The sequence below is a fragment of the Dysgonomonas sp. Marseille-P4677 genome, assembly GCF_016652235.1.
Lineage (GTDB): Bacteria > Bacteroidota > Bacteroidia > Bacteroidales > Dysgonomonadaceae > Dysgonomonas.
The window spans coordinates 1-14,017 of sequence record NZ_JAEPKU010000030.1; the positions used below are offsets into that span (position 1 = coordinate 1).

At 37.4% G+C, this 14,017-nt stretch carries 10 protein-coding genes; all 10 read right to left on the reverse strand.

Annotated elements, in window-relative coordinates; all coding sequences use genetic code 11:
- Nucleotides 1-52: 52 nt before the first annotated feature.
- The 10 genes from folD to JGH11_RS07580 all read right to left on the reverse strand — a co-directional run bounded on the left by folD (nucleotide 53) and on the right by JGH11_RS07580 (nucleotide 13,984).
- Nucleotides 53-934: a bifunctional methylenetetrahydrofolate dehydrogenase/methenyltetrahydrofolate cyclohydrolase FolD gene (gene folD / locus JGH11_RS07535; protein WP_201110966.1), complete on the reverse strand. Its 882-nt coding sequence runs from the start codon at nucleotides 932-934 to the stop codon at nucleotides 53-55.
- A gap of 259 nt (nucleotides 935-1,193) precedes the next feature.
- Nucleotides 1,194-2,306, reverse strand: a complete 1,113-nt coding sequence (locus tag JGH11_RS07540) for an Mrp/NBP35 family ATP-binding protein (protein ID WP_201110967.1) — start codon at nucleotides 2,304-2,306, stop codon at nucleotides 1,194-1,196.
- Between the two features lie 88 nt (nucleotides 2,307-2,394).
- Nucleotides 2,395-3,552 (reverse strand): glycoside hydrolase family 172 protein, encoded by a 1,158-nt coding sequence (locus JGH11_RS07545; RefSeq protein WP_201110968.1) that lies wholly within the window; start codon nucleotides 3,550-3,552, stop codon nucleotides 2,395-2,397.
- Between the two features lie 28 nt (nucleotides 3,553-3,580).
- On the reverse strand, nucleotides 3,581-4,345 hold the full coding sequence (trmB, locus tag JGH11_RS07550; protein ID WP_201110969.1) for a tRNA (guanosine(46)-N7)-methyltransferase TrmB: 765 nt from the start codon (nucleotides 4,343-4,345) through the stop codon (nucleotides 3,581-3,583).
- A gap of 106 nt (nucleotides 4,346-4,451) precedes the next feature.
- The gene (locus tag JGH11_RS07555; protein WP_201110970.1) at nucleotides 4,452-6,290 is read right to left on the reverse strand and encodes an ABC transporter ATP-binding protein; all 1,839 of its coding nucleotides are present in this window, start codon (nucleotides 6,288-6,290) and stop codon (nucleotides 4,452-4,454) included.
- A 143-nt stretch (nucleotides 6,291-6,433) separates the two neighbouring features.
- The gene (locus JGH11_RS07560) at nucleotides 6,434-8,365 is read right to left on the reverse strand and encodes a trehalase family glycosidase (RefSeq protein WP_201110971.1); all 1,932 of its coding nucleotides are present in this window, start codon (nucleotides 8,363-8,365) and stop codon (nucleotides 6,434-6,436) included.
- A 1-nt stretch (nucleotide 8,366) separates the two neighbouring features.
- Nucleotides 8,367-11,489, reverse strand: coding sequence for a glycoside hydrolase family 2 TIM barrel-domain containing protein (locus JGH11_RS07565; protein WP_201110972.1), 3,123 nt, complete (start codon nucleotides 11,487-11,489; stop codon nucleotides 8,367-8,369).
- A 9-nt stretch (nucleotides 11,490-11,498) separates the two neighbouring features.
- Nucleotides 11,499-12,101 carry a lysine exporter LysO family protein gene (locus tag JGH11_RS07570; protein ID WP_201110973.1) on the reverse strand — a complete coding sequence of 201 codons (603 nt, stop codon included), beginning with the start codon at nucleotides 12,099-12,101 and terminating at the stop codon, nucleotides 11,499-11,501.
- A gap of 38 nt (nucleotides 12,102-12,139) precedes the next feature.
- Nucleotides 12,140-12,415 (reverse strand): LysO family transporter, encoded by a 276-nt coding sequence (locus JGH11_RS07575; protein WP_201110974.1) that lies wholly within the window; start codon nucleotides 12,413-12,415, stop codon nucleotides 12,140-12,142.
- A gap of 57 nt (nucleotides 12,416-12,472) precedes the next feature.
- Entirely contained in the window at nucleotides 12,473-13,984 is a 1,512-nt protein-coding gene (locus JGH11_RS07580) for a RagB/SusD family nutrient uptake outer membrane protein (protein ID WP_201110975.1), read from the reverse strand.
- Nucleotides 13,985-14,017 lie beyond the last annotated feature (33 nt).

Below are 14,017 nucleotides of genomic sequence, written 5' to 3' on the forward strand. Positions count from 1 at the left end.
CAATAAGGACGGCTTAGATCAAGCCGTCCTTATTATTTATATAGATTATTAGTTAGTTGTATATTTCTTTCTTGCCAGCTAATAAAGTGTTGCGCATTAGGGAGATAATAGTCATTGGTCCAACTCCTCCGGGAACGGGAGTTATAAATGAAGCTTTAGGAGCAACTTCTTCAAAAGCAACGTCACCTTTTAATCTGAACCCAGATTTTGTCTCGGATGATGAAACACGAGTAGTGCCCACATCAATAATTACTACACCATCTTTTACCATATCCCCCTTTAGAAATTCAGGAACACCAAGAGCTGCAATTATTATATCGGCACTTTGACAAATCTCTTTTATGTTAGGGGTTCGGCTATGGCAAACTGTTACAGTGGCATCTCCAGGATAGCCTTTTTGCATCATGAGATTAGCTACTGGCTTACCGACGATATTACTGCGACCTAATACCACGCAGTGTTTACCCTGAGTAGGTATATTATATCTTTTCAATAATTCCAGAATACCGGCAGGTGTGGCGGATACGAAGCATGGTAGCCCGATAGACATGCGCCCTACATTAATAGGATGAAAGCCATCCACATCTTTTCTATAATCAATAGCCTCGATTACTTTCTGCTCTGATATGTGCTTAGGTAAGGGAAGCTGGACTATAAAACCATCTATATCTGTGTCATTGTTTAATTTTTCAACGCAAGCAAGTAATTCTTCCTCACTCACATTGTCTTCGAAACGGATAAGGGATGATTTAAATCCTACCTCTTCACATGTACGGACTTTACTCGCAACATAAGTTTCGCTACCCCCATCATACCCGACTAGTACGGCTGCTAAATGGGGAGTTTTACCGCCCGAAGCTTTAATTTTTGCTACTTCTTCGGCTATTTCTATTTTTATCTGAGCCGAAATGGCTTTTCCGTCGATTAATTGCATAGATATCGATTTAGTAATATATTGTTATCGTAGTTTTCTATTAATACAAAGATAGTTAATTGATATGAATTATAAATTGTAAGTAATTTGTTTTGAGAACCGTTTTACTTGTCAAAATAATTTTAACTAAAAGGTGACAAAGTTGTACACCTTTTCATCTGTTTTCTGTCTTTCATTACTTATTCTGATTATATCTTTTAACTATATAGATAAATGAAATAAAAAAAAAGGACAAACCTAATTAAGTTTGTCCTTTTTTTTATTTGTTATGCACATCTACTTTTTTTGTCGGTGCAAGCTCTTCGTTCCGTTTATTCACTGAGGCTATAAAGTTATCGGCCAGGTGGATAAAAGCCATTCCAGTAATTGAATTTTCATTTAGAGCAACAGGAATACCCTTATCTCCGCCTTCACATATGCTTTGTACTATAGGTATTTGCCCTAATAAAGGAACATTCATTTCTTCAGCTAATTCTTTAGCTCCATCTTTGCCAAATATGAAATATTTATTCTCTGGTAATTCTGCTGGAGTAAACCAAGCCATATTTTCTACTAAACCAAGAATTGGGACGTTTACCTTATCGTTCATAAACATATTTATGCCCTTGCGAGCATCAGCTAAAGCCACTTGTTGCGGCGTGCTGACTACTACAGCTCCTGTTATAGCAAGAGTTTGAACCAAAGTAAGGTGAATATCGCTCGTTCCGGGTGGAAAATCAATTAAGAAATAGTCAAGGTCACCCCAATTAGCATCGGCTATAAGCTGTTTTAATGCGTTTCCTGCCATTGCTCCACGCCAGACTACAGCGTCGTTCTTATTGACAAAAAAACCAATAGAAAGCATCTTTACACCGTATTTTTCGATAGGAATAATGTACTCTTTACCATCAATTGGTTCTAAGTAGGGTTGAGCACTTTCTTCATCAAACATTTTGGGTAATGAGGGCCCAAAAATATCTGCATCAAGTAACCCTACTTTATATCCTTTATTCGCTAAAGAAACAGCCAGATTTACGGAAACTGTACTTTTACCAACTCCTCCCTTTCCGGATGAGATGGCTATTATGTTTTTTACCTGAGGTAACAGTTTAGCAGGTTTAGGCGGCTCTACTTGTTTAGTTCTTATTTCAATATTTCCTTTTATTTCTATATTAGGATCGGCATAAGTAAGAATTGCTGTTTCGGCAGCTTTTACTACCGATTTGATAAAAGGGTCATTTGGTTTGTCGAAAAGCATTGAAAAGCTTACTTTCATACCATCAATATGGATATCGTCGGAGACAAAACCCATCTCTACAATATCCTTCCCCGTACCCGGGTAGCGCACGTTACGCAATGCGTCAAGGATTAGTTTTGGATATATATTAGCCATTTTTTGTTGATTATGGTTTAAAAAAATATTAAAGAGCTTGCTTATTTTTGTCCATTATTAATATACAGAATAAGCAAACTTTTCTAAGTCAATTAGATGGTTTGTTCAAATAAAAATAAGCAACTGAGGAAACGTCATCTTGCCTATAGAAGTTGACCCATCCTTGTGGAAATTCAGGGTCAGTAATAGGTATCTGCTTGTCGTTTTCTAATAACCGTATAAATTTATTTTTGTCAACCTGATCTATGGTAACAGGAATCAGCGGAGCTCCTTCTTTATGTAGTTGGAGTACACTTTCGTAGTCACCTCCACCTATTTGCTGAAATGTAGTGCGAATATCTTTGTAGAAGTAAATAGGGTCTTGTACATGAAAACGGTAAAATGCCCATTGCTTCTTTTGGTTGTCTGCAATAGGGCTCCCTTGATACCAGTTATAATATGCACCCTGCCCCCATGCTGTTCCAATATAATCTTCGGCACCTGTCGAGCTTAACGATGGATATTGTTCGTCGCCATCGATGTAGAATTTCATTTCACCTTCGCCCCACCATGTGTCTTTGTATACATCATTGGTTTTGATACCGACACTCATACCTAGAAAGCGTCCAGTTCCCTTTATTATGGGTAGTACGGTATGATCTACTCCCAACTTTGTAAGATTTTCTCTGTTCCAGTAAGCGTGAAAGTATAGCATATCATCATTCCATTCATTGAGGGTTGTAATGTTTATTTCATAAAATAAATGAGCCAGGTCTTTGTCCGAATTATTAGTAAGTAATATACGTGCTGCCGAACGGAACGGCATTGGTATGGATGTGTTGAATGATCTGCCTTCAGGATTTGAGAAAAAACAATTTTCAAATGGTACGAGGATAGCTAGCCCATTGCAAAAAAAATCGCCTAAGGGTACAGATACAGCAGGTTTTTTACTGTCATCCCAATACATTTCAAGCTGAATATTTCGCAGTATTTCAGGATTTCTGTCATCTATAGTAAGCCAAATACGATTGATTATTCCCGGACCTTTTCTGTCTAATAGTACACAGCTCTTTCCTTTAGGAAGACGATCGAAAGCGCTGCCTTTGCCTCCCTTATTGGTCATAGCTGCCTTGCCTTTTTCTCCGGTCGGGTTTTCAAAACTGATCCAGTTGGTAGTTTCGCCTTTTGGCTTTTCATATACGTTTTGTCCCCATGTTACCAAAGCTAAGGTAAAGAGTATGATGATAATAATAATTTTCTGTATCATCTTAGCTATATTTATTTTGACATTAGCATTATTCAGCCTCCTGTGTATTCTGATTCAGTATATTGCTACGCCCGAAACTCCGATAAGGATCTTTTTCAATTTCTTTATCGGGCTCTATCCAGTTGTCTCGTTCGTGGCATTTAAATTTCACATACTTGATATTTAAACCACGGGTAAGCCATTGTTGTTCATAAAAAGTTTGTATCTTAAGTATATCATCAACTAGCCCTGAATGATATAAATCGTCCGATTGAAACAATACAGGCAATGAGTTAACTTTTATCATCTCACTGGTATATGTGTACATGAAGTTGCTATCTGTTTTCAGGTGGATAATTCCACTATCTGATAATATTTCTCGGTATAACTTCATAAAACGGGTCGAAGTCATCCTCTTATTCACCTTGTTCATCTGGGGATCGGGAAAAGTTATCCATATTTCCGATATTTCCCCCTTTGCAAAGAAAAAAGTGATAAGCTCGATATGAGTACGCAAGAAAGCGACATTACTTAGTCCCTCCTGAAATGATTGCTTTGCTCCGGTCCACATACGTGCCCCTTTTATATCGATTCCGATAAAGTTTTTTTGAGGGAAAAGTTTTGCAAGGCCAACACTGTATTCTCCTTTTCCGCACCCCAGTTCAAGCACTATAGGATTGTTGTTTTTGAAAAATACCTCGTTCCATTTTCCTTTCATATCAAAGCCTTTTTCCTGTAAAACAGCAAAAGGATATTGAAATACATGGGGAAACTCCTCCATGTTGGCAAATTTTGCAAGTTTATTTTTTCCCATTTCCTAACTCTGAATATTCGTCTTTTAAATTTTAGAATATAATCTTATGTTGTTACAACAAACAACTGCTATTTTATTTACAAAAATACTAAATAGGTTTGAGACCTTAAAATTGTTGCATATCACACAGCCTGCGATAATAGCCGTTGGCTTGGTACAAATCGTCGTGGTGTCCACGTTCCACTATCCTTCCTTCGTTCATAACACAAATTTCATCTGCATTTTTTATTGTAGAAAGGCGATGGGCAATTACTAAAGTTGTACGATTTTTCATTAAGTTTTCAAGAGCATCTTGTACAAGGCGTTCCGATTCAGTATCAAGTGCAGATGTAGCCTCGTCAAGAATAAGTATCTGCGGATTCTTTAGAATAGCACGAGCTATGCTGATACGCTGGCGTTGCCCTCCTGATAGTTTACTTCCTCTGTCGCCTATATTAGTTTCATAACCCTTCTCTGAGGCCGCAATGAAATCATGTGCATTTGCAACTTTTGCTGCTTCAATAACCTGTTCCATTGTCGCATTTTCGACACCGAAGGCTATATTATTGAAGAATGTGTCATTAAAGAGGATTGCCTCTTGATTGACATTTCCCATCAATGCTCTGAGGTCATGTGTACTTGCATCTTTAATATTTACATCATCTATATATATCCCACCTTTGTCTACGTCGTAGAATCGAGGAAGCAAATCGGCCATAGTCGATTTTCCTGATCCGGATTGCCCTACGAGTGCGATTTTTTTCCCTTTTGGTATACTAATACTTACATCCTGTATTACCCATGGTTCTGCATATTTGAACCAAATATTTCGATACGAGATTTCTCTGTTGAATGTAAGAGATTTTGGGTTAGCCGGTTCTTTGATTGTGTTTTCAGCTTTCAGTATTTTGTCTATTCGTTCAACTGAGGCCATACCTTTTTGAATAGCATAAGCTGATTTAGTAAGATCTTTTGCCGGATTGATTATTAGGTAGAAGATGGCTAGATATGCAATAAACTGGGAAGCATCTATTGTGCTATGTTCCGAAAATATTAGCGAACCTCCATACCACAATACGAATACAATGGTGATAGTTCCCAATAATTCGCTCATAGGATGTGCCAATTGCTGACGGCGGGCTATTCTATTAGTCATCTTTCGGAATGTATTACTGGCGTAATCGAATCGATCCGAGATTTTACGCTCTGCGTTAAAAGCCATGATAATACGTAATCCACTTAAGGTTTCTTCTATCTGAGAAATCAACTGGCCCCAAAGCCCTTGAGCTTCTACCGATTGACGTTTAAGACTTTTACCCACTTTACCCATAATGTATCCTGCTATAGGTAGCAAGATTAGAACGAATATAGTTAATTGCCAACTGATAACCAACATCGACCCGAGGTAGATAAGAATCATTATGGGATTCTTTGTAATCATATCTAAAGAACTCATTACCGAGTTTTCTACTTCTCCTACATCTCCTGTCATACGAGCTATGATATCTCCTTTTCTTTCGCTTGAAAAGAAGCCTAGCGGAAGAGAAAGTATTTTATCGTTTAATTGTTTACGGATATCGCGGACAACACCAGTACGTACATCCACAATGTAATAACCACTCATATATGCAGTGAAAGTTTTGATGGCAGTCATCAATACGAATACTAATCCTAGAGTCATCAATGCAACACCGGCAGAACTATTATCTACTAAACTGGTTATGTACCAATACGCATTATTTTTCAGGACACCAAAATCGAACATTGAGCCGAAACTTGATGTGTCGAAAGGAATATACTCGTAAGTACCTTGATCCACTTTAAATAGGATCTGTAAAATTGGAACAAGTAAGGTGAATGAAAAAACATTGAGGAAAGCACTAAGTATATTAAAGAAAACATTTAATATAACCTGCCTTTTGTAAGGAGGAATAAAGCGCCTGATCAGTGTAATGAAGTCTTTCATTAAAAAGGGTTTAGTTTACTAAAAAGTATAGCCTCAAATGAGGCTATACAAAAACGGCTGCAAGTTAGTTATAATTCTTTTCTTTATGAATTTCTTTTACGTATTTTCACCAATTTAGTAGGATATAGAGGGTTGTACTTATCTTATTTTACACTGTATTCTTTATATAATAAAAACAAATGGGCTGCTGACCAACTGAAGTGTGAAGCCTTTAATCGTTCTCCTGTTTGGACATCGTAGTTTTCGTGTATGGGAGCATCACTTTCTAATCCTTGCAAACGGTCGAAAACTTGTTGAGTATAAGCGTCAGCTTCTTGTGTATAGCCGTATTTTCGAAGTCCGGATATCGCGAAATAGACCTGATCCACCCATATAGGCCCCCTCCAATAACCTCTGGGGGCAAATTTAGGATTGTCGGCTGCTACTGTCGGGAACGGTATGTATGTGGAAAACTTATCCGGATCAAACATGACTTTTGCGACTTTTTCTGCTTGCTCTTTTGTTGCTAGACCTGTCCATAAAGGAGCCCAACCTTCCGGCCCGAATACTTCTATGAATGATTTGTTTAATGATCTGTCAAAGAAATACCCTGCTTTATTATCATAGAAATAATCCTGAATCAAAGTGGTTCTATCTTCTTCGTCGAAGGTAATTTTTAATATCTCAGCAAATTTCTTTAGTAATCTATATTCATATTGAAGGTAAGCATTCAGGTCTATAGATTCCTGATCCATACTCCAGGCATTATCTCCATTTTTTAGCATTTTAGTATTGTCGAAACGGATGGCATTATCCATCCCGCTTTCCCATTTTGCAGCTTCGAGCGTTCCGTCTGTTGCTCCATATTCACAGATGCCATTCTTGTCATGATCTCTGTTGATATACCACCATTTATAATATTTGAGTAGCTTAGGATACATTTCTGCAACAAAAGAGGTATCGCTGTCGGCTTTGTAAATAGCGTCAACCGCCCAAGCCGCAAGAGGAGGTTTGGTATCTCTGTAATTATTCTCAGCAGGGTCGGTGTAAATACAGTCTGCAATCATTCCGGCTTCATCTTGGAAGTCGAACATGGTACGTACCTGATCTTTAGCCAATGAAGGGTCGAGATAGGAGAGGGCAACGGCATGTTTCCAAGAATCCCAAGCCCAGAATCCGACAAAATAATCCATTGCATGCGAGGGCACAAGACCGGCATGTATGAGAGCTCTTTTAGGGCTACGCCAGTTACTCATCAAGGTCATAATACTTTTTACCATTACCCTGTTGTTTTTGTCAGGCATATCTTTTCTAATATTCTTTTCTATATAATTATTCCAGCAAGCACTTTGTTCGGTTACTTTTTTATCAGTGTTTGTGAATATGTCGACAATCTCTTCGTTTAGTTTTTGGTAATCTTCTTTATTATTGAAATATGAGATAACGAGATTAAATTCTTTATCCAAATCTTTTGCAATAGCTGTATAACTGCTGTTGTCTAATTCCAATAATATATTCTCAGGGAAACTGATCATTATAATTTCACCATCAGCGAGGGTAGTGATCAGTCCATGTGATTCTTTCTTCCACACCAGGCTATCGGAAAGATTTCCTGTTATTTTAAAATAAATGTCATTAGGAGATTTACACCTTAATAAGGCGTGATTAGCGGTAATGAATATTAGTTCTTGATCTATCGATTGATTTTCTCTTGATGATTTCATTATCAATTTGCCCGGATAATAAATCGAAGTATCTTGTTTTAATGCTATAGGTGTGTCTTCTTTTGAGATGACTGTTACTTCACAAATAGATGCGCTTATCCATTTTCTGTGGTCTAAATCGAATGGACCACAAAACCCGTTTATCCCAGACTCTTTTGTGGGTACGGTAAATCCCATCCATGAACCCCTGTCGGTGAAATATCCTTGTCCTTGTACTGCTTTACCTTGCGGAGTATGCACTACATTAAGCAAGTTCGGATAGTCTAAAGTCAGATCTTGCTGATTTTTGGTTTTTGTCTCGGATTTACAGGAGTGGAGCAATACTCCTGTAAATAACAACGCAGTGATACTAAATATTTTAATTTTATTCATTTTAATATAGTTTGTAAGTTTCAGTTAAATCAGAACTTTTACTTATTGGAATAATCGTGAAACCATAAGACATATTTATCGGTGTGATAGTATATTCAGGGTGTGTTTGTGCACCCCATGTATTATCACCTCCCACACCCATTTGTAGATAGTCGATATTAACCCATACCATATCTTGTTTCACTATACTTCCGCCATGTTTCCGTTGAGTGTCGAATGGTACATACATAAGTTCTTCCATAGGAAAATTCCAAGCGCTCACGTTTAATGGTTGTTTTCCTTTAATTAATAACCCATCCCCATTTGTATTTTGAAGGCTAAACCAGCGTACATCTGACTTGTTAGCCGTTTCCTGTGGGCGTATATAAGGATGAAATTGGCTCCATACATCACTTTTATATAAGTCTATTATTGCAGAAGTTTTTCTGTCCCAGTAATTTTCGTGAGGTCCGCGACCAAACCATGTCATTTGATCGTATTCGCCTTGCATTACCATATATAAGCCTACTTTCGGAATTTCAGGAAGTGCAACATTTCCAGTTATTAATTTGTAATTTACATTAATAACTCCATCAGGATTGATTATATAATTAATAGTTGTCTTAGAATCTTGCTTTTCGAGTTTGTAAAGCACGTCTATATTTATATTATTATTTATTTTGGTGCCTTTTATACTTTCTAATACCATTTTTTCGGAGGCTTCTTTCCATGTAGCACAACGTGTTCCCAATTTATTTGCAACATCGTTGTCTGTCAGCGGTCGCCAGAAATTAGGAGTGATACCGGCTTTCAGCAATTCTTTTCCATTTTCTTTCAGAGAATATAGTTTGCCGTCCTTCTTAGAGAATGAGATTTCAAAGCTATTACCAGAAATAATGTATTTATCTGCTTGTTCATCTAATCGAATATCTCCTTGTATATCTTTTTTTATGATGTCTTTATGGTCTACTGGTAAAGCAAATTGTTCATATGCTTGTAAATGGCCTTGAGGTATAAATGGATGATTCCCCTTATAATACGCGTTTAGATGTAAGAAGTATTCAGTGTTTGGTTTAATCTCAAGGTTGGGTATATTCAATGTTATTTCTTTCGATTGATGAGCTTCTAAGTCTTTGACAATAAATTTACTTTCTGAAATGATTTTTCCATCGGCCTTGACCTGCCATTCGAAATCAAAATCATTGAGATTTATAAAATCATGATAATTAGTTATGCGTATTTTTTTGTCACTGAATGATACCGGTTCAAAATGTATTGGTTGGTATACCTTTTTCATTTCCCATATATGAGGGCGTAGGCTTCTGTCGGCAAGAATAAGCCCGTTTGCGCAGAAATTAGAATCGTTGGGGATTCCTACAAATCCCATATCGCCTCCATATGCCCAAATGTTATTTCCTTTATCATCTTTTATTTCGAAAGTCTGATCTACCCAATCCCAGATAAAACCTCCTTGTAACTGATCGTGTTTATTGATAAGATCCCAGTAATCTTGAAGATTCCCTACGCTATTACCCATTGCATGCGCATATTCACAAAGAATAAGCGGACGGGTTTGTCTTTGGTTTACATGTTCACGCAGTTGCCATATGCGAGCATACATAGGGCAGTATATATCAGATAAACCTGTTTTACGTGCACCTTCATATTGTACCGGACGAGAAGGATCGTATTTTTTCAGCCAGTGATATACCGTTTCGAAATGTTCTCCATAGCCCGATTCGTTACCTAAAGACCAAGTGATGATGGAAGTGTAATTGCGGTCACGTAAAGCCATACGTTCTACTCGTTCTTGGAATGGTACAATCCAATCAGGTAGATTGGCTAAAGTGCCTAATTCGGTAGATTCCATTCCATGCGACTCGATATTTGCTTCATCTATAAGATATAGTCCATACTGGTCACATAATTCGTACCAGCGTTCTATATTCGGGTAGTGACTACAGCGTACCGCATTGATATTGAATTGTTTCATTAGTCTGATATCTTCAATCATGCTTACTTCTGTAATTGTTCTTCCTGTTTTAGGTTCAAATTCGTGGCGATTTACACCCCTTATTGTAATAGGTACACCATTTACCATAAACAATCCGTTCTTCATTTCTACTGTTCGGAATCCAAATCGATGAACGAATACCTCTGTGACTTTTCCTCCTTTGTCCAGTGTGCTAACAGTCAAGATGTATAGGTTAGGAGATTCTGCACTCCAAGGTTTTATATTTTTGAACGTGTTTTCAATATTGATTTTATTGTTATTTTTATCAGTCAGTTTTTGAGTTTTTGTATATAATATTTTTTCTTCTTCGGCAATTTCTATTTTTATAGATGAATTGACAAAAGAGGTAGTCCTATCCATTTCGATGGCTAATTTAAATAAACCGTCTTTATAGTTATTTATAAGATCAGCCTTGAGTTCAAAATCATGTACTCTTACTTTTGGGCGTGCTATAAGGGATACGTTACGTTCAATTCCACTATATCGCCAGTAGTCCTGACCTTCGAGGTATGATCCATCGCTGTAACGATAAACTTCTACAGATATATCGTTTGTTCCGTTTCGAAGATATTTGTTTATAGAAAATTCAGCCGGTAGGCGGCTGTCTTCGCTATAACCCACATATTGGCCATTGATCCAGCAATAGAAGGCAGATTCAATACCGCCAAAGTGGAGGATTATATCCATACCTTTCCATTCGGCAGGTATGGTAAATGTTCTTTTATATGATCCTACAGGATTATAATCTTGTGGTACATGCGGCGGATTTGCTGGAAAAGGATAAGCCACATCTGTATAGATCGGTGCATCGAAACCTTGTAGCTCCCAGCTTCCGGGTACAGTAATTTTACTCCAGTTCTCCATCCGATAATCTTGTTTATAAAAATCTAATGGTCGTGAAGCTGGATTCTTAGAATAATGAAAATCCCATATTCCATTCAAAGACATCTCTCTGCTGTTCTCCTGTTGTTTTAGGGCTGCTTCTTTCGTTGCATGAGGCCTGAAGAAAGCATGCATCGGTAGCCTGTTAACCTGATTGATTAGAGGGTTCTCCCACTCTTTAGGATGTTGTTGAGCGAAGCCGTGTTGCAAAAGCAATGACAGCCAGATCAAAATGTATATTTTTTTCATAATTGATTTTTATAAGTAACAAAAAAAGGTAACCAGAAACGGTACTGTAAGATCGAGGGTGATACCATGAAATATGGCGATAATAATAAATTCCTGACCCGAATATTTGGTTATTATAGGCAAGGTTGTATCCATTGTTGTAGCTCCTCCAGCCGATATCGGGGCTAGTTTGCCAAAGTAAGTAACCAAGATCGGGGCTGCGAGCAAAGTAAATAACTCTCTTATGATGTTTGATACAAGAGCAATTGTGCCCAACTCTGCTCCTTTATATTGAGTGATAAAGATGCTGGATAAAGAATAATAACCAAATCCTGAGCCAACTGCCATACATTCGAAAACACTCCATTTGGGGATAAACAAGCCAATGATAGCACATCCGATAAGAGTACCAACCAATGTGGCTAATGGAACAAGAATGACCTTGAATTTATTGTTTTTTAGAGTTGAAAGAGTCTTTTTATCATATCCGATGTTAATTCCTACCAGGAGCATAAGCCCATACAGGATATATACGCTAAAGTCATTTTCTAATACTATATCCGGTAATATACCGACATAAGCACTAACAGCTCCGGCAATAAAGAATGCAAGAATAATAAGGCTTCCCTTCATGTCTGATTTCTTATATTGTGATTAAATCAATGTAACCCTTACTCTTCTTCTTTTTGAAAGAATTTTTTGTATACCAACCATGCGAGCAACACGCTGCCTGCGATGGCTCCCATTGTGATAATGAGAGCCTGCAAGCCAATTGTTGTTAGATTGTTTACTATCGTTTCGTTATGGCCTACTGATATCCCCAGGAAGAAAAGTAGCAGGAATATGAAGCCCGTAATCAACTTTCCTATAATTTTAATATTGGGAATACTGCGCAAAAAATATCCTGCGATAATTCCTATGACCATAATAGTAAAAACAGTAAACATGATTGTTGTATAGTGTTTTAGAGTGTTTCTAATTCGATTGATTTATCGCAAAAATACTTAATTTACCAGATCATTCGATTTTATTTCTAATAAAGGTATAGGATAAAAGTTATGTTTTTCGGGATTGAAGCCGCTTCGACCTACAGCCGTCAGTGCTTCTTTTGTTTTACCCCAACGCCTTAAATCATAGAAACGTGTATTCTCCAAAGCAAATTCCAGTATACGCTCGTGCTCTATTTGTTTCTTTACGAACTCTTGAGTTGAGTTTGCCGGTATTTCAGGCATGTCTGCTCTTGCGCGAACTTTGTTAATAAGAGGGATAGCTTCACCGGCTTTTCCTTGTTCGTTTAAGGTTTCAGCCAATAGGAGTAATACATCAGCGTAACGCATAAGAGGGAGGTTTACGGCTGTTCTCGATTTTTGCATATCCTCCCACGTTGCAGGAATATATTTTCTAAAGGCAGCCTTATCTGATCCGGCCCCAAATCTTTCGTTATATGTAGAACCATATACCATATTTGTCGAAGGATCGTTGAAATAAGGATCGTTGAAAAATACTGTTTGATACAAGCGAGAATCGTACAATCCTGTTGTAGCGATTTTTCCCTCTTTTTTGAATTCATCTATCAATATCTGATTAGGGGAAATTTCGTCCCATCCGCCTATCTCACCTGTTGCAATCCATTTATGCAAAGCTGTTCTATATGCAGCACCATTGGATGTATTATCTGTGAATTGTAATTCAAAAATAGACTCTTTGCTATTTTTATTTGTCCCATCAAACATAGAAAGAAACTTTGCTTCTAATTCATATCCTTTCACACTTTTGAACGCTGTTTCAGCATTATTCAGATATTCGTTCTTTTTAGCTGTCTCTTCGTAAGCTCTAGTTAAATATGAGTAGCCCAGATATGCATAAGCTGCACCTTTTGTTGCACGTCCTATATGTTCGGGTGTTTGTTGCAAAGGAAGGTGTTTTACAGCTTCTTCGTATTCATTTACTATAAAATCCCATACCTCAGATCGATCCGATAGAGGCTTGCTTATTTGTTCTTCTTTGGTTATATATTCATCTCTGATGATGATTTTTTCCCAGTTAAGAAGTAACTTCATATGGTAATAAGCTCTTAAAAAGTGAGCCTCTGCCAGTATTTGGTTTTTATATTCAGTGTTCATATTTATATCCGGAACTTTGGCTAATACCTGATTAGTATGGGATATGCCTCGATAAGTAATTTCCCAATACATTGAAAACTGGCTGTTGCCATTAGTATACGTGAAATTGTATAAGTCTACCCATGTAGGATAATTCAGAGCATCACTACCGATGTTACACAGATCTTCTCTATATGCTTCCACCGGGAATTTTACTTCTGCAAATTCCCATGTTTCGGTTGCACATTCCAATTTGGAATATGCTGCAGCCAAGCCACTTTCAGCATCGGCTTGATTGCGCCAGAAATTACTTGAGGTTAATTGGTCCGGAGATTCCATATCGAGGCGATCATCGCAGGAGGTAAGGTATATTCCTGCAAATAGGAAAGACAATATTATATATAATTTTTTCATATTGGTATAGTATTTTTATAATTCGATAGCCGT

Excerpts from the sequence above, each read along its gene's own strand:
- JGH11_RS07560 (WP_201110971.1), bottom strand. The coding sequence starts at position 8,365 with ATGAATAAAATTAAAATATTTAGTATCACTGCGTTGTTATTTACAGGA.
- JGH11_RS07565 (WP_201110972.1), bottom strand. The coding sequence starts at position 11,489 with ATGAAAAAAATATACATTTTGATCTGGCTGTCATTGCTTTTGCAACAC.
- JGH11_RS07570 (WP_201110973.1), bottom strand. The coding sequence starts at position 12,101 with ATGAAGGGAAGCCTTATTATTCTTGCATTCTTTATTGCCGGAGCTGTT.
- folD (WP_201110966.1), bottom strand. The coding sequence starts at position 934 with ATGCAATTAATCGACGGAAAAGCCATTTCGGCTCAGATAAAAATAGAA.
- trmB (WP_201110969.1), bottom strand. The coding sequence starts at position 4,345 with ATGGGAAAAAATAAACTTGCAAAATTTGCCAACATGGAGGAGTTTCCC.
- JGH11_RS07575 (WP_201110974.1), bottom strand. The coding sequence starts at position 12,415 with ATGTTTACTGTTTTTACTATTATGGTCATAGGAATTATCGCAGGATAT.
- JGH11_RS07540 (WP_201110967.1), bottom strand. The coding sequence starts at position 2,306 with ATGGCTAATATATATCCAAAACTAATCCTTGACGCATTGCGTAACGTG.
- JGH11_RS07545 (WP_201110968.1), bottom strand. The coding sequence starts at position 3,552 with ATGATACAGAAAATTATTATTATCATCATACTCTTTACCTTAGCTTTG.
- JGH11_RS07580 (WP_201110975.1), bottom strand. The coding sequence starts at position 13,984 with ATGAAAAAATTATATATAATATTGTCTTTCCTATTTGCAGGAATATAC.
- JGH11_RS07555 (WP_201110970.1), bottom strand. The coding sequence starts at position 6,290 with ATGAAAGACTTCATTACACTGATCAGGCGCTTTATTCCTCCTTACAAA.